This is a genomic window from Pseudomonas sp. Irchel 3H3, assembly GCF_900187635.1.
Lineage (GTDB): Bacteria > Pseudomonadota > Gammaproteobacteria > Pseudomonadales > Pseudomonadaceae > Aquipseudomonas.
Genome location: NZ_FYEC01000005.1, coordinates 94461 through 116448, shown reverse-complemented (window position 1 = coordinate 116448; position 21988 = coordinate 94461). Strand labels below are relative to the sequence as shown.

The 21988-nt window shown below is 60.2% G+C and carries 18 protein-coding genes; all 18 read right to left on the bottom strand.

Features of this window, described 5'->3' with window-relative positions; translation table 11 throughout:
• Positions 1 to 90 precede the first annotated feature (90 nt).
• Positions 91 to 1722, bottom strand: a complete 1632-nt coding sequence (locus CKW24_RS08095; protein WP_095166818.1) for a CTP synthase — start codon at positions 1720 to 1722, stop codon at positions 91 to 93.
• Between the two features lie 274 nt (positions 1723 to 1996).
• Positions 1997 to 3322 (bottom strand): tRNA lysidine(34) synthetase TilS, encoded by a 1326-nt coding sequence (gene tilS / locus CKW24_RS08090; RefSeq protein ID WP_095166816.1) that lies wholly within the window; start codon positions 3320 to 3322, stop codon positions 1997 to 1999.
• 126 nt (positions 3323 to 3448) lie between these two features.
• Positions 3449 to 4396: an acetyl-CoA carboxylase carboxyltransferase subunit alpha gene (locus tag CKW24_RS08085; RefSeq protein WP_095166814.1), complete on the bottom strand. Its 948-nt coding sequence runs from the start codon at positions 4394 to 4396 to the stop codon at positions 3449 to 3451.
• Between the two features lie 140 nt (positions 4397 to 4536).
• Positions 4537 to 8058, bottom strand: coding sequence for a DNA polymerase III subunit alpha (dnaE, locus tag CKW24_RS08080; RefSeq protein WP_095166812.1), 3522 nt, complete (start codon positions 8056 to 8058; stop codon positions 4537 to 4539).
• 73 nt (positions 8059 to 8131) lie between these two features.
• The gene (rnhB, locus tag CKW24_RS08075) at positions 8132 to 8758 is read right to left on the bottom strand and encodes a ribonuclease HII (RefSeq protein WP_095166810.1); all 627 of its coding nucleotides are present in this window, start codon (positions 8756 to 8758) and stop codon (positions 8132 to 8134) included.
• Positions 8759 to 8769: 11 nt separating this feature from the next.
• Positions 8770 to 9900 (bottom strand): lipid-A-disaccharide synthase, encoded by a 1131-nt coding sequence (gene lpxB / locus CKW24_RS08070; RefSeq protein WP_095166808.1) that lies wholly within the window; start codon positions 9898 to 9900, stop codon positions 8770 to 8772.
• 2 nt (positions 9901 to 9902) lie between these two features.
• Positions 9903 to 10679, bottom strand: coding sequence for an acyl-ACP--UDP-N-acetylglucosamine O-acyltransferase (gene lpxA / locus CKW24_RS08065; RefSeq protein WP_095166805.1), 777 nt, complete (start codon positions 10677 to 10679; stop codon positions 9903 to 9905).
• Positions 10676 to 11116, bottom strand: coding sequence for a 3-hydroxyacyl-ACP dehydratase FabZ (gene fabZ, locus CKW24_RS08060; protein WP_027619040.1), 441 nt, complete (start codon positions 11114 to 11116; stop codon positions 10676 to 10678). The genes lpxA and fabZ overlap by 4 nt, the downstream gene beginning before the upstream one ends.
• A gap of 108 nt (positions 11117 to 11224) precedes the next feature.
• Complete coding sequence (lpxD, locus tag CKW24_RS08055) at positions 11225 to 12280, bottom strand: UDP-3-O-(3-hydroxymyristoyl)glucosamine N-acyltransferase (RefSeq protein ID WP_095166803.1); 1056 nt, start codon at positions 12278 to 12280, stop codon at positions 11225 to 11227.
• A 3-nt stretch (positions 12281 to 12283) separates the two neighbouring features.
• Positions 12284 to 12787 carry an OmpH family outer membrane protein gene (locus CKW24_RS08050; RefSeq protein ID WP_095166801.1) on the bottom strand — a complete coding sequence of 168 codons (504 nt, stop codon included), beginning with the start codon at positions 12785 to 12787 and terminating at the stop codon, positions 12284 to 12286.
• A gap of 45 nt (positions 12788 to 12832) precedes the next feature.
• The gene (gene bamA, locus CKW24_RS08045; protein ID WP_095166799.1) at positions 12833 to 15232 is read right to left on the bottom strand and encodes an outer membrane protein assembly factor BamA; all 2400 of its coding nucleotides are present in this window, start codon (positions 15230 to 15232) and stop codon (positions 12833 to 12835) included.
• A 72-nt stretch (positions 15233 to 15304) separates the two neighbouring features.
• Positions 15305 to 16657, bottom strand: coding sequence for a sigma E protease regulator RseP (gene rseP / locus CKW24_RS08040; RefSeq protein ID WP_095166797.1), 1353 nt, complete (start codon positions 16655 to 16657; stop codon positions 15305 to 15307).
• 54 nt (positions 16658 to 16711) lie between these two features.
• Positions 16712 to 17902, bottom strand: coding sequence for a 1-deoxy-D-xylulose-5-phosphate reductoisomerase (gene ispC / locus CKW24_RS08035; RefSeq protein WP_095166795.1), 1191 nt, complete (start codon positions 17900 to 17902; stop codon positions 16712 to 16714).
• Positions 17899 to 18705 carry a phosphatidate cytidylyltransferase gene (locus CKW24_RS08030; protein ID WP_095166793.1) on the bottom strand — a complete coding sequence of 269 codons (807 nt, stop codon included), beginning with the start codon at positions 18703 to 18705 and terminating at the stop codon, positions 17899 to 17901. The genes ispC and CKW24_RS08030 overlap by 4 nt, the downstream gene beginning before the upstream one ends.
• Complete coding sequence (gene uppS / locus CKW24_RS08025; RefSeq protein WP_095166791.1) at positions 18705 to 19460, bottom strand: polyprenyl diphosphate synthase; 756 nt, start codon at positions 19458 to 19460, stop codon at positions 18705 to 18707. Before uppS ends, CKW24_RS08030 begins: the two co-directional genes overlap by 1 nt.
• Before the next feature lie 13 nt (positions 19461 to 19473).
• A complete protein-coding gene (frr, locus tag CKW24_RS08020; RefSeq protein WP_095166789.1) occupies positions 19474 to 20031 on the bottom strand; it encodes a ribosome recycling factor in 558 nt (185 codons plus the stop codon).
• Positions 20028 to 20771, bottom strand: a complete 744-nt coding sequence (pyrH, locus tag CKW24_RS08015) for a UMP kinase (RefSeq protein ID WP_011059526.1) — start codon at positions 20769 to 20771, stop codon at positions 20028 to 20030. The genes frr and pyrH overlap by 4 nt, the downstream gene beginning before the upstream one ends.
• 209 nt (positions 20772 to 20980) lie before the next feature.
• Positions 20981 to 21844: a translation elongation factor Ts gene (gene tsf / locus CKW24_RS08010; RefSeq protein WP_095166787.1), complete on the bottom strand. Its 864-nt coding sequence runs from the start codon at positions 21842 to 21844 to the stop codon at positions 20981 to 20983.
• Positions 21845 to 21988: the final 144 nt, after the last annotated feature.

Sequence of the window (21988 nt, the reverse complement as noted above, 5' to 3'; positions counted from 1 at the left end):
AATCATCCAGCAACGGCCAGCGGCGTAATCGCGGCAACCCACGGGCCTTGGCAGCCCATGGGTCACATCGCGAATTCACGCCTTGGCGCGTCAGGCTTTTTTCTGGTGCTGAGTCAATGCTGCCTTGACGAAACCGCTGAACAGCGGGTGGCCGTCACGCGGAGTCGAGGTGAACTCCGGGTGGAACTGGCAAGCGACGAACCATGGATGATCCGGTGCTTCAACCACTTCAACCAGGGCGCCATCGCCGGAACGACCGGAGATTTTCAGGCCGGCTTCGATCAGCTGTGGCAGCAGATTGTTGTTCACTTCATAGCGATGACGATGACGCTCGACGATCACGTCCTTGGCATAGCAATCGTGAACCAGCGAGCCGGCTTCCAGCAGGCAGTCCTGGGCACCCAGACGCATGGTGCCGCCCAGATCGGAGGACTCGGTGCGGGTTTCAACAGCGCCGGTGGCATCTTCCCACTCGGTGATCAGGCCCACGACCGGGTGACCGCTGGCGCGATCGAACTCGGTGGAGTTGGCGTCTTTCCAGCCCAGCACGTTACGGGCGAACTCGATGACCGCCACTTGCATGCCCAGGCAGATACCCAGGTACGGCACTTTGTTTTCGCGAGCGTACTGCACGGCGGTGATCTTGCCTTCCACGCCACGCAGGCCAAAACCGCCTGGTACCAGGATCGCATCGACACCTTCGAGCAGCGCAGTGCCCTGGTTCTCGATGTCTTCGGAGTCGATGTAGCGCAAGTTGACCTTGGTCCGGTTGCTGATGCCGGCGTGGCTCATCGCTTCGATCAGCGACTTGTACGCGTCCAGCAACTCCATGTACTTGCCGACCATGGCGATGGTGACTTCGTGTTCCGGGTTCAGCTTGGCATCGACCACCGCTTCCCACTCGGACAGGTCGGCGCTATCGCATTGCAGGCCAAAACGCTCGACGACAAAATCATCCAGGCCCTGGGAGTGCAGGATGCCCGGGATCTTGTAGATGGTGTCGGCGTCTTCCAGGGCAATCACCGCACGTTCTTCAACGTTGGTGAACTGCGCGATCTTGCGACGCGAAGACAGGTCGATCGGGTGATCGGAACGGCAGACCAGCACGTCCGGCTGCAGGCCGATGGAACGCAGTTCCTTGACCGAATGCTGGGTTGGCTTGGTCTTGGTTTCGCCTGCGGTGGCGATGTACGGTACCAGCGTCAGGTGCATCAGCATCGCGCGCTTGGCGCCGACTTCGAAACGCAGTTGACGGATGGCTTCCAGGAACGGTTGCGACTCGATGTCACCCACGGTGCCACCGATCTCGACCATCGCCACGTCAGCGTCGCCAGCACCCTTGATGATGCGGCGCTTGATTTCGTCGGTGATGTGCGGGATCACCTGGATGGTTGCACCCAGGTAATCACCACGGCGCTCTTTGCGCAGCACGTGCTCGTAGACACGGCCAGTGGTGAAGTTGTTGTTCTGGGTCATGGTCGTGCGGATGAACCGCTCGTAGTGGCCCAGGTCCAGGTCGGTCTCGGCGCCGTCGTGAGTGACGAACACTTCACCGTGCTGGAACGGGCTCATGGTGCCCGGGTCGACGTTGATGTACGGGTCCAGCTTGAGCATGGTGACCTTAAGTCCCCGCGCCTCCAGGATGGCCGCCAATGATGCCGATGCAATGCCTTTCCCCAATGAAGAAACAACACCGCCCGTGACGAATATGTAGCGCGTCATGAAAAACCCTAGAAGTCTGCGTTAAAGCGGTCAGTGCCGCCGGGGAAAGCGAAGGAAGGCCGAAGCCCCCGATCACCTGCATTAATTACAGTGCATCTTTCAAAAAAACCGCCGCGTTGGGACAGACCGGTAGATGAATCACCAGTAGGTTGCTCGCTACACATTTTTTGGAATCGCCCAGCAAAGACTGCTTGGTAATCGGCAACTCCTGCAATTCAGGCGAATCCACAGAAGTTGTATCAAGAAGGGAGCGTAGTCTACCGGAAAGCCCCTTTCAGCTCAAACCTTGATCGTTGATTACTGGCTGCCATCGTAAAACCAGGTTTGCCCCCGCACTGACGTCCAGCCCGGGCAGGTTGGCCACGGCGATCAGTTGCTCATCGCAGTACAGCAGCGGCAATCTGCCACGGGCAAACAACGGCACCTGACGCTCATTGAGCAAGCGCTTGAGGTCACGGTGGCCACGACCGGGCAACTGCATGATTTCCCCGCCCTGGCGGTAGCGCACGCTGAGCAGGCCTTGCGGGGCCTCACCCGCCAGGCTGAGCCGGCCATTGCCGGGCAGTGCCAGTTCAACTGATGGATCAGCCCAGGGCACAGTACCCGTGAGCGCGGGCAGTCCCGCGCCGGACAACCACCAGACCCGCCCATTGGCCCGATGCAGCTCGCCATCTGCCAGGCGCCAGATCGGCCGGGCATCCGCCGCGGCATCCCGCAGGCTGTCCCAACCCGACCAATGGTCAGTGTCTGGCAGCCGAGTCAGCGTTGCCAACCAATGCCCCAAGGCGTTGCGCTGGCGAGCCGCGGACAGCCCGGCCAGCACCGCCAGGTCCAGCGACGGTTGCCCCAGCCAGGCAAATTCATGGGCAGTGGCAGCCTGGGCCAGGTCCATCTGGGCCAACTCATCGAGCAAGCCCTGGGCCTCGCGCAGATGGCCGGCACTACGAGCCAGGGTGGCGGCAGCCTGGGGCCAGCGGCAACTGAGCAAGGGGAAAACCTGCTGGCGCAGGTAATTGCGGGAAAACTGCTGGTCGCCGTTCGAGGGGTCCTCGACCCAGCGCAACTGATGCGCCCGGGCGTACGCCTCAAGCTCGGCCCGTGGCACATCCAACAACGGCCGCACCAGACTCCCGCGTCCCAAGGCACGATGGCCCGGCATTGCCGACAAGCCCCTGACCCCCGCGCCCCTTAACAGACGAAACAGCAGGGTCTCAGCCTGATCGTCGCGGTGCTGGGCCGTCAGCAACAGCTCACCGGCCTCAGTCACCTGGATAAAGGCGGCATAACGCGCCTCGCGGGCGGCTCGCTCCAGGCTGGCACCCGCCTGGACCTGCACCCGAATCACCGCCAGCGGCACGCCCAACTCGTCACACACGGCCTGACAATGCTGCGGCCATGCATCAGCCGCAGCCTGCAGGCCGTGATGTACGTGGACAGTTTGGAGTTTTGGCAGGTCCTGGGTTTTAGCCAGTTGCGCCAGGAGGTGCAGCAGCACGGTGGAGTCAAGGCCACCGGAGAAGGCGATACGCCAGGTCGGCGCGTTACGCCAGGGGGTCAGGTTCAACAGCAGTCTTGCAGATAGATCCGTGAGCTGGCGCATAACGATCACTTCGCACACATCAAAGGTGGGAGCGAGCCTGCTCGCGAAAAAAGCCAGCCAACACTGAGGTTGACTGTAGCTCCGTCATCGCGAGCAGGCTCGCTCCTACAATGATCTCGCGTCAGATCACAGACCGTAGCTCATCAGGCGCTCGTAACGGCGGGCCAGCAGCGCGTCGTTGTCGAATTTCTTGAGCATCTGCAGTTGCGCGACCAGTTCGCCACGGATCGAGGCAGCCGCAGCGGCTGGATCACGGTGGGCGCCGCCCAATGGCTCGCCGATCACTTTATCGACGATACCCAAGCCCTTGAGGCGCTCGGCGGTGATGCCCATCGCTTCGGCAGCATCCGGGGCCTTTTCTGCGGTTTTCCACAGGATCGAGGCACACCCTTCCGGCGAGATCACCGCGTAGGTCGAATACTGCAGCATGTTCAACTGATCGCAGACACCAATGGCCAGTGCACCACCGGAACCACCCTCACCGATCACGGTGGCGATGATTGGGGTTTTCAGGCGGGACATGACCCGCAGGTTCCAGGCAATGGCTTCGCTCTGGTTGCGCTCTTCGGCGTCGATCCCCGGGTACGCGCCCGGCGTGTCGATGAAGGTCAGGATCGGCATTTTGAAGCGCTCAGCCATTTCCATCAGGCGGCACGCCTTGCGGTAGCCTTCCGGGCGCGGCATGCCGAAGTTGCGGCGAACCTTCTCGCGCACTTCACGGCCTTTCTGGTGACCGATCACCATTACTGGCTGGTCGTCCAGACGGGCTACACCGCCAACAATCGCCGCGTCATCGGAGAAGTGACGGTCGCCGTGCAGTTCATCGAACTCGGTGAAGATGTGTTGGATGTAGTCCAGGGTGTAGGGACGACGCGGATGACGCGCCAGACGAGCGATCTGCCAGCTGGTCAGCTTGCCGAAGATGTCTTCGGTCAGCGTGCTGCTCTTGTCCTGCAGGCGCGAGATCTCATCGCCGATATTCAGCGAATTGTCATTACCGACCAAGCGCAACTCTTCGATCTTGGCTTGCAGGTCGGCGATCGGCTGTTCGAAATCTAGAAAATTCGGGTTCATAGGCGTCCGTCTTGGGTCGACGTCCAAGTGAGCTTGGGTCGGCCGGTTGTCTATTCGCGCCCTACCTTAAGGGACAGGCGCGTTCAGGTCGAGATTAAAAATTCGGGTCATGGCCAGGGCGCTTCAAGGGCCCCTGACCGTCAACGGTATTGGAGGAAGACGTTGTCTCGCCCGAACTGGTCACGCAGGGCTTGAATCAAGCTGTCTGCCGGATCGATTCGCCAGGTCTCGCCAAATTGCAGCAAGGCCTTCGCGTCGGGGCTGGTGTACTCCATGGTGATGGGGCAGGCGCCACGATGACGCTTGAACAACTCCCCCAGCCAGCGCAACTGATCGCCCTTGAGGTCCTGGGTCTGCACCTTCAGGCGCAGGCTTTCGGCCAGGTTGGTGCGCGCATCTTCCATGCTCATCACCCGCTTGACCCGTAGCCGCAGGCCACCGGAGAAGTCGTCATTGCTGACTTCGCCCTCGACCACCACCATCGCGTCGGTTTGCAGCAGCGATTGCGCGGAATGGAACGCCTCGGCGAACAGCGACGCCTCGATCCGGCCCGAACGGTCGTCGAGGGTGATAAAGCCCATCTTGTCGCCCTTTTTGTTCTTCATCACCCGCAGGGCGATGATCATGCCGGCGACAGTCTGGGTGTCGCGAGCCGGCTTCAGGTCGATGATGCGCTGGCGGGCAAAACGGCGGATTTCACCTTCATATTCGTCAATCGGGTGACCGGTCAGGTACAGCCCCAGGGTGTCTTTTTCACCCTTCAGGCGTTCCTTGAGCGTCAGCTCCTTGGCTTTGCGGTGATTGGCGTAGACGTCGGCGTCTTCTTCGACAAACAGCCCGCCGAAGAGGTCGGCGTGCCCGCTGTCGTGGGTCCGCGCCGTCTGCTCGGCCGCCTTGATCGCCTCTTCCATGGCCGTCAGCAGCACCGCGCGGTTACGGTCGATGTTGGCTTGGTAGGCTTTGGTCTCATCAAAGAAGTACGGACCCAGGCGGTCCAGCGCGCCGCTGCGGATCAGGCCGTCGAGGGTGCGCTTGTTGATTCGCTTGAGGTCGACCCGCGCGCAGAAATCGAACAGGTCCTGGAACGGCCCATCCTGACGCGCCTCGGTAATCGCCTCGACCGGCCCCTCGCCCACGCCCTTGATCGCGCCCAGGCCGTAGATGATCCGGCCCTCCTCGTTCACCGTGAACTTGAACTCCGAAGTGTTCACGTCCGGCGCGTCGAGACGCAGCTTCATGGTCCGCACTTCCTCGATCAAGGTCACGACCTTGTCGGTGTTGTGCATATCTGCCGAGAGTACCGCGGCCATGAACGGCGCCGGGTAGTGGGCTTTCAGCCAGGCCGTCTGGTAAGACACCAGGCCGTAGGCGGCGGAGTGGGATTTGTTGAAGCCGTAACCGGCGAATTTCTCCACCAGATCGAAGATGTTACCCGCAAGGTCAGCGTCGATATTGTTGGTCGCGCAACCTTCGATGAAACCGCCACGTTGCTTGGCCATCTCTTCGGGTTTTTTCTTACCCATGGCCCGACGCAGCATGTCCGCACCGCCGAGGGTGTAGCCGGCCATGACCTGGGCGATCTGCATCACCTGTTCTTGATACAGGATGATGCCGTAGGTCGGTGCCAGTACGGGCTTGAGGCCCTCGTACTGGTAGTCGGAGTGCGGGTACGCCAGCTCGGCGCGACCGTGCTTACGGTTGATAAAGTCGTCCACCATGCCCGATTGCAACGGGCCGGGACGGAACAGGGCCACCAGTGCGATCAAGTCTTCCAGGCAGTCGGGCTTGAGCTTTTTGATCAGCTCCTTCATGCCGCGCGACTCGAGCTGGAACACCGCGGTGGTCTCGGCCTTTTGCAGCAAGCTGTAGGTCGGCTTGTCGTCCAGCGGGATAAAGGCGATATCCAGCGGCGGCTCATCGACCTTGGCACGGTCGCGGTTGATGGTTTTCAGCGCCCAGTCGATGATCGTCAGGGTCCGCAGACCCAGGAAGTCGAACTTCACCAGGCCGGCCGCCTCGACGTCATCCTTGTCGAACTGGGTGACCAGGCCGCCACCCTCTTCATCGCAATAGATCGGCGAGAAGTCGGTCAGCTTGGTGGGTGCGATCACCACACCACCGGCGTGCTTGCCGACGTTACGCACAACACCTTCGAGTTTGCGCGCCATCTCCCAGATTTCCGCCGCCTCTTCATCGACCTTGATGAAGTCGCGCAGGATCTCTTCCTGCTCGTAGGCTTTTTCCAGGGTCATGCCGACTTCGAAGGGAATCATCTTCGACAGGCGATCCGCCAGGCCGTAGGACTTGCCCTGGACCCGCGCCACGTCGCGCACCACCGCCTTGGCGGCCATGGAGCCGAAGGTGATGATCTGGCTAACCGCGTTGCGCCCGTATTTCTCGGCCACGTACTCGATGACCCGGTCACGACCGTCCATGCAGAAGTCGACGTCGAAGTCGGGCATGGAGACCCGTTCCGGGTTGAGGAAACGTTCGAACAGCAGGTCGTATTCCAGCGGGTCGAGGTCGGTGATTTTCTGGACATAGGCCACCAGCGAGCCGGCACCCGACCCCCGGCCCGGCCCCACCGGAACCCCGTTGCTCTTGGCCCACTGGATAAAGTCCATCACGATCAGGAAGTAACCGGGGAACCCCATCTGGATAATGATATCCAGCTCGAAATTCAGCCGGTCGACGTAGACCTGGCGCTTGGCCTCGTAGTCCTCGGTGGTGTCCTTGGGCAGCAGCACGCTCAAGCGCTCTTCAAGCCCGTCGAAGGACACCTTGCGGAAATACTCGTCGATGGTCATGCCATCGGGAATCGGGAAGTTGGGCAGGAAGTGCTTGCCCAGTTTTACATCGATATTGCAGCGCTTGGCGATCTCGACCGTGTTCTGCACGGCATCGGGCAAGTCGCTGAACAGCTCGAGCATTTCCTCGGCACTCTTGAGGTATTGCTGGTCGCTGTAGTTCTTCGAGCGCCGGGGATCGTCGAGCGCCCGGCCTTCACCGATGCACACCCGGGTTTCGTGGGCGGCGAAGTCTTCCTGCTTGATGAATCGCACGTCGTTGGTAGCCACCAGCGGCGCGCCAATCTTGTCGGCCAGGGCCACGGCTGCGTGCAGTTGCTCTTCATCGTTGGGACGGTTGGTACGCTGGATTTCCAGGTAAAAACGGTCCGGGAACACCGCCATCCACTCGCGAGCCAGGGTTTCGGCTTCGTCCGGGTTGCCGCCGAGCAGGGCCATGCCGATCTCGCCCTCCTTGGCTGCCGAGAGCATGATCAAGCCTTCGTTGGCCTCTGCCACCCATTCGCGCTCGATGATGACCTGGCCATTGCGCTGGCCATCAATGAAGCCGCGGGAAATCAGCTCGGTGAGATTGCGATAACCGACCGCATTCATCGCCAGGAAGCTGATCCGGCTCAACGCGTTGTCCGGGTCCTTGTTCGACAGCCACAGGTCGGCGCCGCAGATCGGCTTGATCCCCGCACCCATGGAGTTTTTGTAGAACTTGACCAGGGAACACATGTTGTTCTGGTCGGTGACCGCTACGGCCGGCATGTTCATGCCGACCAGGGTCTTGACCAGCGGCTTGATCCGCACCAGACCGTCGACCAGGGAGTATTCAGTGTGCAGGCGTAGGTGAACGAATGAAGCCGGCATAGTGATCCTGCTAATAACGTGGAGACAACAAGGCCCGGATTGTACCGGGCCTTGGCAAAAACATCAGCTTGGACTAGCGCTCAAGCAGCCCTTCGCGAGCCTCGTAAGCCTGCCGCACCGGCGCGAACGAACGCCGGTGAATCGGGGTCGGGCCCAGGCGCGCCAGGGCTTCCAGGTGCACGGGAGTCGGATAACCTTTGTGGCCGCCGATGCCATACCCCGGGTAAATCAATTCAAAGGCGGCCATTTCGCGGTCGCGGCTGACTTTGGCCAGGATCGACGCCGCGGCAATCGCCGGGACCTTGCTATCGCCCTTGACCACCGCTTCCGCCGGCATGGCCAGCTTGGGGCAGCGGTTACCGTCGATCATCGCCAGTTTTGGCTGGATGTGCAGGCCTTCGACGGCGCGCTGCATCGCCAGCATGGTGGCATGGAGAATGTTCAACTCGTCGATTTCTTCGATTTCAGCGCGAGCGATACACCAGCTCAGGGCTTTTTCACAGATTTCGTCGTAGAGCTTTTCGCGACGAGCTTCAGTGAGCTTCTTCGAGTCATTGAGGCCGAGGATCGGGCGCAGCGGATCGAGGATCACCGCCGCCGTCACCACCGCGCCACAGAGTGGACCGCGCCCTACTTCATCGACTCCGGCGACCAGCGCTTGCGCATCCGCGACAAGGTTGAAATCCAGGCCCATTTGCATCTTTACCGTAGTCATTGTGGTGCGCCGATCAAATTGAGGACCGCGTCAGCAGCCTGGTTCGAGGCATCGCGGCGCAGGGTCCGGTGGATCTGGTCAAAACCGATGGTTTGCTCTTCGCCGCCATCGATCAGCGGCGACAGGGTCAGCGCCAACGCCTCGGGCGTCGCATCGTCCTGCAGCAACTCGGGCACCAGCAGACGCTGGGCCAGCAAGTTCGGCAAGGAGATGTAGGGGCTTTTCACCATGCGCTTGAGAATCCAGTAGGTCAGTGGCGCCAGGCGATAGGCCACGACCATCGGCCGCTTGTACAACAAAGCCTCCAGCGTCGCAGTACCCGAGGCGATCAGGACCGCGTCGCAGGCGGCCAGCGCCAGGTGCGAGCGCCCGTCCAGCAAGGTGACCGGCAAATCACGGCCAGCCAGCAGCTCTTCGAGCTGCACCCGCCGCTCAGGGTTGGCACACGGGATGACAAACCGCACCCCGGGGCGCATGGCCCGCAACCGCTGGGCGGCATCGAGGAACAAGCCGCCCAGGCGCCCGACTTCACCGCCCCGGCTGCCCGGCATCAGGGCGACCAGAGGGCCGTCCGGCAGGCCCAGCTCGGCGCGCGCTGCGGCGCGGTCGGCTTCCAGCGGAATGGCATCGGCCAGGGTGTGGCCGACAAACCGCACCGGCACGCCTTTCTCTTCGTAGAACCGAGCTTCGAACGGCAGCAGCGTGAGCATCAAGTCGCAGCCTTCGCGGATCTTCAGCACACGCTTCTGCCGCCAGGCCCAGACCGAAGGGCTGACGTAGTGCACGGTCTTGATCCCGGCCTGGCGCAGCTTGAGTTCGATATTGAGGGTGAAGTCTGGTGCATCGATGCCGATAAACACGTCCGGCTTTTCGGCGATCAAGGTCTTGATCAACTTCTTGCGCCGAGCCAACAGTTCACGCAAGCGCCCCAGGACTTCCACCAACCCCATGACCGACAAGCGCTCCATGGGAAAATAGGACGTCAGGCCTTCAGCCTGCATGAGCGGGCCACCGACACCGATGAACTCGACCGCCGGGTGGCGAGCCTTGAGCGCACGCATCAAGCCCGCGCCCAGGATGTCGCCGGAAGCTTCGCCCGCCACCAGCGCTATACGCAGATTAGCCATGGTTAGCGGGTGATGCCGCGGGTCGAAGACTGGATCGAGTCACGGAACACTGCAACTTCCGGAAACTGCGCCGAAGGCTCGACCAGCTCAGCCAATGCCTGCTCCACGGTCAAGCCCTGGCGGTAGACCACTTTGTAGGCGCGACGCAGGGCATGGATAGCTTCTTCGCTGAACCCACGACGGCGCATGCCCTCGAAGTTCATGCTGCGCGCTTCGGCCGGGTTGCCGAACACCGTGACATAGGCCGGTACATCCTTGCCGATGGCCGTGCCCATGCCGGAGAAGCTGTGGGCACCAATGTGGCAATACTGATGAACCAGGGTGAATCCGGAGAGGATCGCCCAGTCGGCCACGTGTACATGCCCGGCCAACGCGGTGTTGTTGACCAGGATGCAGTGGTTGCCGATGACGCTGTCGTGGCCGATGTGGGCATAAGCCATGATCAGGTTGTGATCGCCCAGGGTGGTTTCCGAGCGGTCCTGGATGGTCCCACGGTGAATCGTCACCCCTTCACGGATAACGTTGTGGTCACCGATCACCAGCCGCGTCTCTTCCCCCTTGTACTTCAGGTCAGGGGTGTCCTCACCGATCGAGGAGAACTGATAGATGCGGTTGTGCTTGCCAATCCGGGTCGGCCCCTTGAGCACCACGTGCGGGCCGATCACTGTTCCCTCGCCGATTTCCACACCTGCGCCGACGATCGACCAAGGGCCGACCTCAACGCCCTCAGCCAGTACGGCTGTCGGATCGATGATTGCGCGAGGGTCAATCAAACTCATACTTTTTGTTCCGCACAGATGATCTCGGCCGAGCACACGGGCTTGCCATCCACCGAAGCCTGGCATTCAAACTTCCAGATCTTGCGCTTGCAGCTGATGAAGGTGGCTTCGAGGATCAACTGGTCGCCCGGCTTGACCGGCTGACGGAAGCGTAGCTTGTCGGAGCCGACAAAGTAGTAAAGCGTGCCATCGGCAGGCTTGACGTCGAGCATTTTGAAACCAAGGATTCCGGCAGCCTGGGCCATCGCTTCGATGATCAATACGCCCGGCATGATTGGATGCGCGGGGAAGTGACCGTTGAAGAACGGCTCGTTGATGCTGACATTCTTGTAGGCACGAATGCGCTTTTCCTCAACATTGAGGTCCACTACGCGGTCCACCAGCAGGAACGGGTAACGGTGAGGCAGGTATTCGCGAATCTCGTTGATGTCCATCATTTCGGGGGGAAGCCTATGTAAAGATTGGGAACGCGCGACTGATGCACGCTCCTCTAGCAAATCAAGGAGGCAGTCTAACGGCTGTGCACGCTTGATATGGAAATGGTATCAGCCATCTGATGAAGCATTACCACCGGGGGTCACTTCACCTACCTGCTTTTCCAGCTGGCGCAGGCGTCGCGCGATGTCATCGAGCTGACGGATGCGTGCCGCGCTTTTGCGCCACTCGGCGGCCGGCTGCATGGCCGTACCGGAAGAATAGGCGCCCGGCTCGGTAATCGAGTGGGTAACCATGGTCATTCCGGTCAGGAATACGTTGTCGCAGATCTCGATGTGCCCCACCAGCCCGACACCGCCGGCCAGCATGCAATGCTTGCCGATCTTGGTGCTGCCGGAAATGCCTACGCACGCTGCCATGGCGGTGTGATCACCGACCTGCACGTTGTGCGCGATCTGAATCTGGTTGTCCAGCTTCACCCCATTGCCGAGGATGGTGTCAGCCAAGGCGCCACGGTCGATAGCGGTATTCACGCCAATCTCCACGTCATCACCGACCAGCACCCCACCGACCTGGGCAATTTTCTGCCAGATGCCCTTTTCGTTGGCGAAACCAAACCCTTCACCGCCGAGCACCGCACCGGACTGAATGACCACCCGCTTGCCAATGCGCACGTCGTGGTACAGCGTCACTCGCGGGGCCAACCAGCCACCTTCACCGATCTCGCTACGGGCACCGATGAAGCAATGGGCGCCGACCGTGACACCGGCAGCAATCCGGGCACCGCTCTCGATCACCGCAAACGCACCGATGCTCGCCGCCGGGTCAACCACCGCGTCCGCCGCGATGACTGCCGTCGGATGGATACCGGCAGCCGCCTTGGGCTTGGGATCGAACAGGTGGGACACCCGCGCGTACGCCGCGTAAGGATCCGGCACCACCAGCGCATCACCGGCAAAACCTTCGGCGTCAGCGGCCTTCAGCAACACGGCTGCGGCATGGCTGTCGGCCAGGTATTTACGGTATTGGGGGTTTGCCAGAAAGCTCAACTGAGCTGGGCCAGCCTCTTGTAAAGTGGCTAGCCCAGTAATTGTCTTCTCTGGGTCACCACACAATGTGGCGCCCAGGAACTCGGCCAATTGGCCGAGGGTTTTAGTCGCTGTCATGGATTACTTCAGCTGATTCATGCGCTCGATAACCTGGCGGGTGATGTCGTATTGCGGCTTGACATCAATCACTGCGCCACGCTCGAAGACCAGGTCAAAAGCACCTTTCTTGATGACTTCTTCCACAGCGCTGTCCAGTTTCGGCTTGAGCTGCTTGAGCATTTCACGGTCGGCAACAGCCTTGGCTTCGTTCAATTCCTTGGACTGGAACTGGAAGTCGCGGGCCTTTTGCTTGAATTCAAGCTCCAGACGCTCACGCTCGCCCTGGGCCATTTTGTCGCCACCGCTGACCAGACGATCCTGGATGCCTTTGGCACTGCTTTCCAGGGTCTTGAGCTTGCTCAGTTGTGGGCCGAACTTCTTCTCGGCGTCCACTGCGTACTTCTTCGCCGCGTCGGATTCCAGCAGCGCCATCTGGTAGTTCAGTACGGCGATTTTCATGTCGGCAAATGCCGGGGTCGCTACCAGGACAGTTGCCAGGAGAACCAATTGAGTCAACTTACGCACGATGCACTCCTACAAAATCCATTGTCGTTGTCTTGGGGCAGACGCTTAGAACGTCTGACCGAGGGAAAATTGGAACACTTGGGTTTCAGCGTTATCCGGTTCTTTCACCGGCATGGCCAGAGCAAAGCTCAAAGGACCCAATGCGGTAACCCAGGTCACGCCAATACCCACGGAGCTGGCCAGGTTGCTGAGGCTGACGTCGTTGCACTGCGTGTTCGAGTACGAACCAGGCTTGGTGTTCTTGGTCTGCTCGCACTTGGAGTCGAACACGTTACCGACATCCCAGAATACGGAAGTACGCAACGAACGCTGATCCTTGACGAATGGCAGCGGGAACAACAGCTCGGCACCGCCCTGGATCAGGACGTTACCACCAAACGGCAGCGGATCGTTGTCCGGATCGGCGACTGTACCCGCGTTGCCGGTACCATTCGGACCATCCGCCCCACGACTCGGAGTACTACGTGGACCCAAGGTGCTGTCCTTGAAACCGCGAACCGAGTTGAAACCACCAGCATAGTAGTTTTCGTAGAATGGCAAGCCATCCGTCGAGCCGTAGCCGTCACCGTAGCCCAGCTCGGTGTGCAGGCGCACGGTGTAGTTATCGGTCAATGGCTGGAACAACTGGCCACGGTAGTCGAGCTTGAAGAACGACAGGTCGCTGCCCGGCACCGTGGTTTCCAGGGTCACGCTCTGGGAGTGACCACGGGTGGCCAATACGCCTTTGTTCAGGGTCGACTCGGACCAACCGGCCGAAGCCTTGAAGTTCAGGTACTGGTCGCCTTCACGGTTAACGAAGTCGAAGATCTCGTCGACGGTGTACTGGCCGGTCTTGATCTTGTCTTGCTGTGCGTTCAGACCAAAGGTCAGGCGCGAAGTCTCGCTGATCGGGTAACCCACGCTGACACCGGCACCCAGGCTGTCCACGGCATAGCTGGAAACGTCGGTATCGAGCTCATCGTAGTCAGTGGTGCGGTAGAACGCGTTGTAACCCAGGCTCACGCCATCGGCTGTCCAGTAGGGGTCCACGTAACCGAAGTTGTAGCGGCTCTGGTATTCACTGCGGGTCAAACCGATGCTGACCTTGTTACCGGTACCCAGGAAGTTGTTCTGGGTAATCGAACCACCGAGGATCAGGCCGGCGCTCTGGGCAAAACCGACGCTGGCAGTGATGGAACCGGATGCTTGCTCTTCAACGCTGTAGTTGACGTCTACCTGGTCATCGACACCCGGCACGGCCGGCGTCTCGACGTTGACTTCCTTGAAGAAGCCCAGGCGTTCCAGGCGGGTCTTGGACTGGTCGATCAAGTAGGTCGAAGCCCAGCCACCTTCCATCTGGCGCATTTCACGACGCAGCACTTCGTCTTCGGACTTGGTGTTGCCACGGAAGTTGATACGGTTCACGTAGGCACGCTTGCCCGGATCGACCACGAAGGTGATATCGACCGTGTGGTCTTCGTCGTGCGGCTGAGGCACGCCGTTGACGTTGGCGAAGGTGTAGCCCTCGTTACCCAGGCGACGGGTGATCAGTTCGGAGGTGGTGGTCATCAGCTTGCGCGAGAACACTTGGCCTTTCTGCACCAGCAACAGCGCCTTGACCTGGTCTTCAGGCACTTTCAGGTCGCCGCTGAGCTTCACGTCACGAACGTTGTACTTCTGGCCTTCGTTGACGTTGACGGTAATGTAGACGTGCTTCTTGTCCGGGGTGATGGACACCTGGGTCGAAGCGATATCCATGTTGATATAGCCGCGGTCCAGGTAGTAGGAGCGCAGGCGCTCGAGGTCACCGGAGAGTTTTTCACGGGCGTACTTGTCATCGTTCTTGAAGAACGACAACCAGTTGGTGGTCTTGAGTTCGAACAGGTCGATCAGGTCATCGTCGGGGAAAACCGTGTTGCCCACCACGTTGATGTGCTGGATAGCGGCAACGGTGCCTTCGTTGATGTTGACCTTCAGGCCTACGCGGTTGCGCGGCTGAGGGACCACTTCGGTATCAACGGTGGCCGAGTAGCGGCCTTGAGCCACGTACTGGCGCTGCAGTTCGTTACGCACGCCTTCGAGGGTTGCGCGCTGGAAGATTTCGCCTTCAGCCAGACCGGATTGCTTGAGGCCCTTCATCAGGTCTTCAGTGGAGATCGCCTTGTTGCCTTCGATCTCGATACTGGCGACGGAAGGACGCTCGACCACCGTGATGACCAGGACGTTGCCGTCGCGACCCAACTGGATGTCCTGGAAGAAACCGGTTTTGAACAGCGCACGAGTGGATTCGACCAGGCGACGATCATCCGCCTGCTCACCGACGTTCAACGGCAAGGCACCAAAGACGCTACCGGCGGAAACCCGCTGGAGGCCGTTGACGCGAATATCGGAGATAGTGAAGGACTCGGCGTGAACTTCGGCGATCATCAATACGGTGAGAACCGCAGTTAGCAGCAGACGTTTCATGAAGTCCTTTCTTATTCCAACTGGCAATAAAAACTGCCGCAAAATGCGGCAGATTCGCAATTCAGCGAAGCGTTACAGTCGACCCAGATCGTTGACCAAGGCAAGCAACATCACCCCGACCACCAAACTGATACCGATCTGTATCCCCCAACCTTGCACCCGATCCGACAAGGGACGACCACGCGCCCACTCGATCAGATAAAACAACAAATGCCCCCCATCCAGTACAGGAATGGGCAACAAATTCAGAACCCCCAGGCTAATACTCAGATAAGCAAGGAAATTCAGGAAATCAGCGACGCCCGACTGGGCAGAAGCGCCCGCCACTTTAGCAATGGTTATCGGTCCACTCAAGTTTTTTACCGAGAGCTCGCCGAACAACATTTTCTTCAGCGAATCGAGGGTCAGCACACTCATGGTCCAGGTGCGCCGCGCCCCTTCGCCAATGGCCGCTACAGGACCGAAGCTGACCTCACGAATCATCGTTGGTGGCCAATCGACAGCTTTCACCCCCGCCCCCAGGTAACCGGTGGCGGCCTTGCCGTCACCTCGGACCGCCAGGGTCACAGGGACGTCGATTTGAGCACCGTCGCGCTCGACCTGCAGCACAATTTTGGTTTCAGGACGTACACGCACCCAATCGACCACTTGCTGCCAATCCGTCAGCGCCTGGCCATCGAGCTTCAACAGCCGGTCGCCGGTTTTCAGGCCTGCCGCCTGGGCCGGCCCCTTGGGATCGAGCTCAGCCAGGACCGGCGGCAAGGCCGGACGCCATGGACGAATGCCGAGGGAGCGAATCGGATCAGGCTCATCGGCGCCCTTGAGCCACTTGTCCAGAATCAGTTCACGGGGGGTATCGGCAGTGGAGCCCTCCTCGCGCACCAACAACTGCACCGCACCACTCTCACCCAGGCGGCGCACCAGTTGCAGATTGACGGCGGCCCAACCGGAAGTGGCCTCACCATCGACGGCGACGATTTCCTGGCCCGGGCTCAAGCCGGCCTTGGCGGCGATACTGCCGATTTCAACTGCGCCAATCACCGGGCGCACCTGCTCGGTACCGAGCATGGCCAGGACCCAGAAGAACACCAGGGCCAGCAGGAAGTTGGCAATAGGGCCGGCAGCAACGATAGCGATACGCTGGCGAACCGACTTGCGATTGAAGGATTGCTCCAATTGATCAGCCGGCACGTCGCCTTCACGCTCATCGAGCATTTTCACGTAGCCACCCAGCGGAATGGCGGCAATCACAAATTCGGTGCCCTGGCGATCGTGCCAGCGTATCAACGGCATGCCGAAGCCTACGGAAAAACGCAGGACCTTGACGCCACAACGACGCGCGACCCAGAAGTGGCCGAATTCATGGAAGGTGACCAGCACACCCAGGGCTACCAGGGTGCCGACAATCATATAGAGCGCGCTCATCTACTTTCTCCGCAATCCTATTCAGCGCTGGCGCCGGCAAACCTGCCGCAACACCTATCGCCCGTGGCGGCTCAACCAACGCTGCGCCAGTACACGCGCTTTCGCGTCCGCCGTAAACACTGCCTCGAGATCCGCCACAGCCACCACCGGCTCAAGGTTCAATACTTCCTCGATGATACTCGCGATCTCCAGGTAGCGGACACGCCCATCCAGAAAGGCGGCAACCGCCACTTCGTTGGCCGCATTCAACATGGCCGGCGCGCTGTTACCCGCCTCGGCCGCCTGGCGTGCCAGGCGCAGGCACGGGAAACGCTCTTCGTCGGGTGCCTGGAAATCCAGGCGCGCGATAGCAAACAGATCAAGCGGCGCCACACCGGAGTCAATCCGCTCAGGCCAGGCCAGCGCATTGGCGATGGGTGTGCGCATGTCCGGGTTGCCCAACTGGGCCAGCACCGAACCGTCCACGTAGTCGACCAGCGAGTGAATCACGCTCTGCGGGTGGATCACCACTTCGACCTGGGAGGGCTTGGCATCGAACAGCCAACAGGCCTCGATCAACTCCAGCCCCTTGTTCATCATGCTCGCCGAGTCGACCGAAATCTTGCGCCCCATCGACCAGTTGGGATGGGCGCAGGCTTGATCCGGCGTCACATCTGCCAGCTCGGCCAGGGCGGTCTGGCGGAACGGGCCACCCGATGCAGTCAGCAGAATCCGCCGCACCCCGACATTGCCCAGCCCGCGGGAAAAGTCCGTAGGCATGCACTGGAAGATCGCATTGTGCTCACTGTCGATCGGCAACAATACCGAACCGCTCTTGTGCACCGCCTGCATGAACAAGGCGCCGGACATCACCAGCGCCTCCTTGTTGGCCAGCAGGATCTTCTTGCCAGCTTCCACTGCCGCCAGGGTCGGGCGCAGTCCTGCCGCACCGACTATCGCCGCCATCACCGCATCCACTTCGGGATCGGCAGCCACCTGGCACAACCCCTCCTCCCCCACCAGCACACGGGTCGGCAGGCCAGCAGCCCGCAGATCGTCCTGCAGACGCCGCGCCGCGTCAGGTTGCGGGACCACGGCAAAACGCGGCACGTGACGGATGCACAAGGCCAGCAACTCACTAAGGCGCGAGAAGCCACTCAAGGCAAAGACCTGGAAACGCTCCGGGTGGCGAGCGATGACGTCCAGAGTGCTCAGGCCTATGGAGCCGGTCGCACCGAGGACGGTGATCTGTTGTGGCCGGCTCACGGTGCGGCCATCCACAACAGCACGGCAAACAAGGGGATTGCAGCGGTCAGGCTGTCGATTCGATCCAGCACACCGCCGTGACCCGGCAGCAGGTTACTGCTGTCCTTGATCCCGGCCTGACGCTTGAACATGCTTTCGGTCAGGTCACCGACCACCGAGATGAACACGATGATAGCCGCGCCGATCAGGCCCATGAGCAACTGGCCCACGCTCCAGTCGCGTACCAGGCCGACGACCAGGGTAATCACCAGGCTCAACAGCAGCCCGCCATACACCCCTTCCCAGCTCTTGCCAGGACTGACCAGCGGCGCCAGCTTGCGCTTGCCGAAGGCCCGGCCGGAGAAGTAAGCGCCGATGTCCGCGCCCCAGACCAGCACCATGACCGCCATAATCAGCCAGTTGCCCAGCGGGTATTGCTTGATCAGCACCAGGCCTTGCCAGGCCGGCAACAGGATCAGCAGGCCGATCACCAGCTTGCAGGCGGCACTCGCCCAATGCTCGCTGGTCTTGGGGTAGGTCAGCACCAGGAACGTCGCCACGCCCCACCACAGCACGGCTGCGCCCAACACCCAAGGCGCAAGCCCGGGCACCAAATGCAGGACCAGCAGCATCGCGGCTACCACGGCCCCGTAGGCGACACGCATCGACTGCGCCTCGAAGCCCGCCAGGCGCGCCCATTCCCAGGCGCCCAGGGTTACCACCAGGCCGATGAACAGCGCAAAAGCGGAACCTTCGAGCAGGAAAAACCCGCACAGGGCGATTGGCAGCAGGATCAGTGCCGTGATGATTCGTTGTTTAAGCATTAAACCCGGGCTCCAGCTTCGACCTGTTCGCTCGTTTTACCGAAGCGACGTTGGCGAGAAGCGAAATCGGCCAGTGCAGTACGCATGGCTTCGTGTTTGAAGTCCGGCCAGAACAGGTCGGAGAAGTACAACTCGGAATAGGCCATCTGCCACAACAGGAAGTTGCTGATGCGATGCTCGCCACCGGTGCGAATACACAGGTCCGGCAACGGCAGGTCGCCTGTGGACAGGCAGGTCTGCAGCAAATCCGGGGTGATGTCGTCCGGCCGCAGGTGGCCGGCCTGAACTTCTCGCGCCAGACGCTGCGCAGCCTGGGCAATGTCCCACTGACCGCCATAGTTGGCGGCGATTTGCAGGACAAAACGATTGGCCCCGGCCGTCATCGCCTCGGCTTCACGCATGGCTGCCTGAAGCTCCGGATGAAAACGCGAGCGATCGCCAATGATGCGCAAGGAAATGTTGTTGTCGTTGAGGCGCTTGGCCTCACGACGCAACGCCTTGAAGAACAGGTCCATCAAGGCACTGACTTCATCGGCCGGGCGCTGCCAGTTTTCACTGGAAAACGCGAACAGGGTCAGGACTTCCACCCCCGATTCCGCGCACACCTCGATTACGGCGCGCACAGCATCGACGCCCGCCTTGTGCCCGGCAACGCCGGGCAAGAAACGTTTTTTTGCCCAGCGATTATTGCCGTCCATGATGATCGCGACATGTCGCGGCACCGTGGACAGCGCAGGCTGCTTGGTCTTTTCCATGAAAGCGCGACCCTTATACGGCCATCAAATCCGCTTCTTTTTGCTTGGTCGCTGCGTCGATTTCGGCCTCAGCCTTGTCGGTCAGCTTCTGGATATCAGCAGCGGCACGACGCTCTTCGTCTTCGCTGATTTCCTTGTCCTTGACCAGTTTCTTCAGATCGCCCAGTGCATCACGACGAATGTTGCGCACGGCAACACGAGCATCTTCAGCTGCGCTACGCGCCTGCTTGGTGAAGCCCTTGCGGGTTTCTTCAGTCAGAGCAGGCATGGAGATCAACAGCAGCTCGCCCAGGTTCGTCGGGTTGAGGTTCAAACCTGCACTTTGGATCGCCTTGTCGACTGCCGCGAGCATATTGCGCTCAAACGCCACGACCTGAAGGGTCCGGGAGTCTTTTACCGTGATGTTGGCCACTTGGGTGATGGAAGTGTCCGTGCCGTAGTACGGCACCATCACGCTACCCAGGATGCTTGGGTGAGCCTTGCCGGTACGAATCTGACCAAATGCATGGTTCAGAGAGTCCAGCGATTTCTGCATGCGCTCTTGAGCGTCTTTCTTGATTTCGTTGATCATTGTTCGCCTTCCTCGATCAGAGTCCCTTCAGCGCCGCCATGTACGATGTTCAGCAGGGCGCCGGGCTTGTTCATGTTAAATACGCGCAGCGGCATCTTGTGGTCGCGGCACAGGCAGATAGCCGTCAGGTCCATGACACCCAGCTTGCGATCCAGTACTTCATCGTAGGTCAGATGATCGAACTTCTCGGCATGCGGGTCTTTGAATGGATCTGCGGTGTACACACCGTCAACCTTGGTCGCTTTCAGCACGACGTCGGCATCGATTTCGATCGCGCGCAGGCAGGCAGCCGAATCGGTGGTGAAGAACGGGTTGCCGGTACCGGCCGCGAAGATCACCACTTCCTTGGAGTTGAGGTGACGCATGGCTTTGCGGCGATCGTAGTGATCGGTCACGCCAACCATGGAGATGGCCGACATCACGATGGCCGAGATATTCGCACGTTCCAGCGCGTCGCGCATGGCCAGGGCGTTCATCACAGTGGCCAGCATGCCCATGTGGTCGCCAGTGACCCGATCCATGCCGGCCGCACTCAGTGCCGCGCCGCGGAACAGGTTGCCGCCACCGATCACCAGGCCGACCTGGACGCCGATACCGACCAGTTGGCCGACTTCCAGCGCCATGCGATCCAGGACCTTTGGGTCGATCCCGAACTCTTCGGAGCCCATCAAGGCCTCGCCGCTAAGCTTGAGTAGAATGCGTTTATAGCGAGCCTGATAACCACTGCCCTGCTGAGCCATTGCGAATCTCTCCTGCGGCGTATTTTAAAAAATTCTGTGCTGGCTGTTTACAGCCTGCGTTTACTCTAGCTTGACGCTATCACAGCGCCATCAGAACACGGCTTTGTAAGCCAGTTCCGAAGGGAAGCCAAATAAAATCGACCTCCCATTTGAAAAGAGGCTGCGCGCGTGAGCGGGCAGCCTCTTTCGGGCGACAGTTGAAAACTGTCTTATTGCTTGGCAGCAGCCAGCTGGGCAGCAACTTCTTCAGCGAAGTTGTCGACCGGCTTCTCGATGCCTTCGCCTACTTTGAAGTAAGTGAAGGAAACGATTTCAGCACCGGCTTTCTTGGCCAGTTCGCCAACCTTGATTTCAGGGTTCTTGACGAACGCCTGCTCAACCAGGCTTGCTTCAGCCAGGAACTTGCTGATACGGCCTTTGACCATGTTCTCAACAATGTTTTCTGGCTTGCCTTTGATTTTTTCTTCGTTCAGCTGCAGGAACACGGCTTTTTCGCGCTCGATCGCTTCAGCGGAAACTTCCGATGGCAGCAGGAACTCAGGGTTGCTAGCAGCTACGTGCATAGCGATGTCCTTGGCCAGCTCAACGTTGCCGCCTTTCAGAACAACAGCTACACCGATCTTGTTGCCGTGCAGGTAACCACCAACCACATCACCTTCAACGCGAGCCAGGCGACGGATGTTGACGTTTTCGCCAACCTTGCCGACCAGTACCAGGCGAGCAGCTTCTTGAGCCTCGATCAGCGGAGCGACGTCAGTCAGCTTGTCGGCGAACGCTTTTTCAACGCTTGCAGCAACAAATGCCTTGAAGTCGTCCTGCAGAGCCAGGAAGTCAGTCTGCGAGTTCACTTCCAGCAGGACTGCGGATTTACCGTCTTCCTTCAGGGCGATAGCGCCTTCAGCAGCAACGTTGCCTGCTTTTTTGGCAGCCTTGATGGCGCCCGAAGCACGCATGTCATCAATGGCTTTCTCGATGTCGCCGCCAGCCTTGGTCAAGGCCTTTTTGCAGTCCATCATGCCTTCGCCAGTACGCTCGCGCAGTTCTTTGACCAACGCTGCAGTAATCTCTGCCATTTTCAAATTCCTCTTGGATAGGTTTTCAACCATTCCACCCGATCGAACGGGCGTTCAATTCTTCTCGATCCACCCTTTGTTAGCTGCCGCACGTTACAAAAGGGCAGTGGGCGCCGACAAATGGTTTTCGAGGTGGCAAAAAGG

Excerpts from the sequence above, each read along its gene's own strand:
- CKW24_RS08095 (WP_095166818.1), bottom strand. The coding sequence starts at position 1,722 with ATGACGCGCTACATATTCGTCACGGGCGGTGTTGTTTCTTCATTGGGG.
- tilS (WP_095166816.1), bottom strand. The coding sequence starts at position 3,322 with ATGCGCCAGCTCACGGATCTATCTGCAAGACTGCTGTTGAACCTGACC.
- CKW24_RS08085 (WP_095166814.1), bottom strand. The coding sequence starts at position 4,396 with ATGAACCCGAATTTTCTAGATTTCGAACAGCCGATCGCCGACCTGCAA.
- dnaE (WP_095166812.1), bottom strand. The coding sequence starts at position 8,058 with ATGCCGGCTTCATTCGTTCACCTACGCCTGCACACTGAATACTCCCTG.
- rnhB (WP_095166810.1), bottom strand. The coding sequence starts at position 8,758 with ATGCAAATGGGCCTGGATTTCAACCTTGTCGCGGATGCGCAAGCGCTG.
- lpxB (WP_095166808.1), bottom strand. The coding sequence starts at position 9,900 with ATGGCTAATCTGCGTATAGCGCTGGTGGCGGGCGAAGCTTCCGGCGAC.
- lpxA (WP_095166805.1), bottom strand. The coding sequence starts at position 10,679 with ATGAGTTTGATTGACCCTCGCGCAATCATCGATCCGACAGCCGTACTG.
- fabZ (WP_027619040.1), bottom strand. The coding sequence starts at position 11,116 with ATGATGGACATCAACGAGATTCGCGAATACCTGCCTCACCGTTACCCG.
- lpxD (WP_095166803.1), bottom strand. The coding sequence starts at position 12,280 with ATGACAGCGACTAAAACCCTCGGCCAATTGGCCGAGTTCCTGGGCGCC.
- bamA (WP_095166799.1), bottom strand. The coding sequence starts at position 15,232 with ATGAAACGTCTGCTGCTAACTGCGGTTCTCACCGTATTGATGATCGCC.
- rseP (WP_095166797.1), bottom strand. The coding sequence starts at position 16,657 with ATGAGCGCGCTCTATATGATTGTCGGCACCCTGGTAGCCCTGGGTGTG.
- CKW24_RS08030 (WP_095166793.1), bottom strand. The coding sequence starts at position 18,705 with ATGCTTAAACAACGAATCATCACGGCACTGATCCTGCTGCCAATCGCC.
- uppS (WP_095166791.1), bottom strand. The coding sequence starts at position 19,460 with ATGGAAAAGACCAAGCAGCCTGCGCTGTCCACGGTGCCGCGACATGTC.
- frr (WP_095166789.1), bottom strand. The coding sequence starts at position 20,031 with ATGATCAACGAAATCAAGAAAGACGCTCAAGAGCGCATGCAGAAATCG.
- pyrH (WP_011059526.1), bottom strand. The coding sequence starts at position 20,771 with ATGGCTCAGCAGGGCAGTGGTTATCAGGCTCGCTATAAACGCATTCTA.
- tsf (WP_095166787.1), bottom strand. The coding sequence starts at position 21,844 with ATGGCAGAGATTACTGCAGCGTTGGTCAAAGAACTGCGCGAGCGTACT.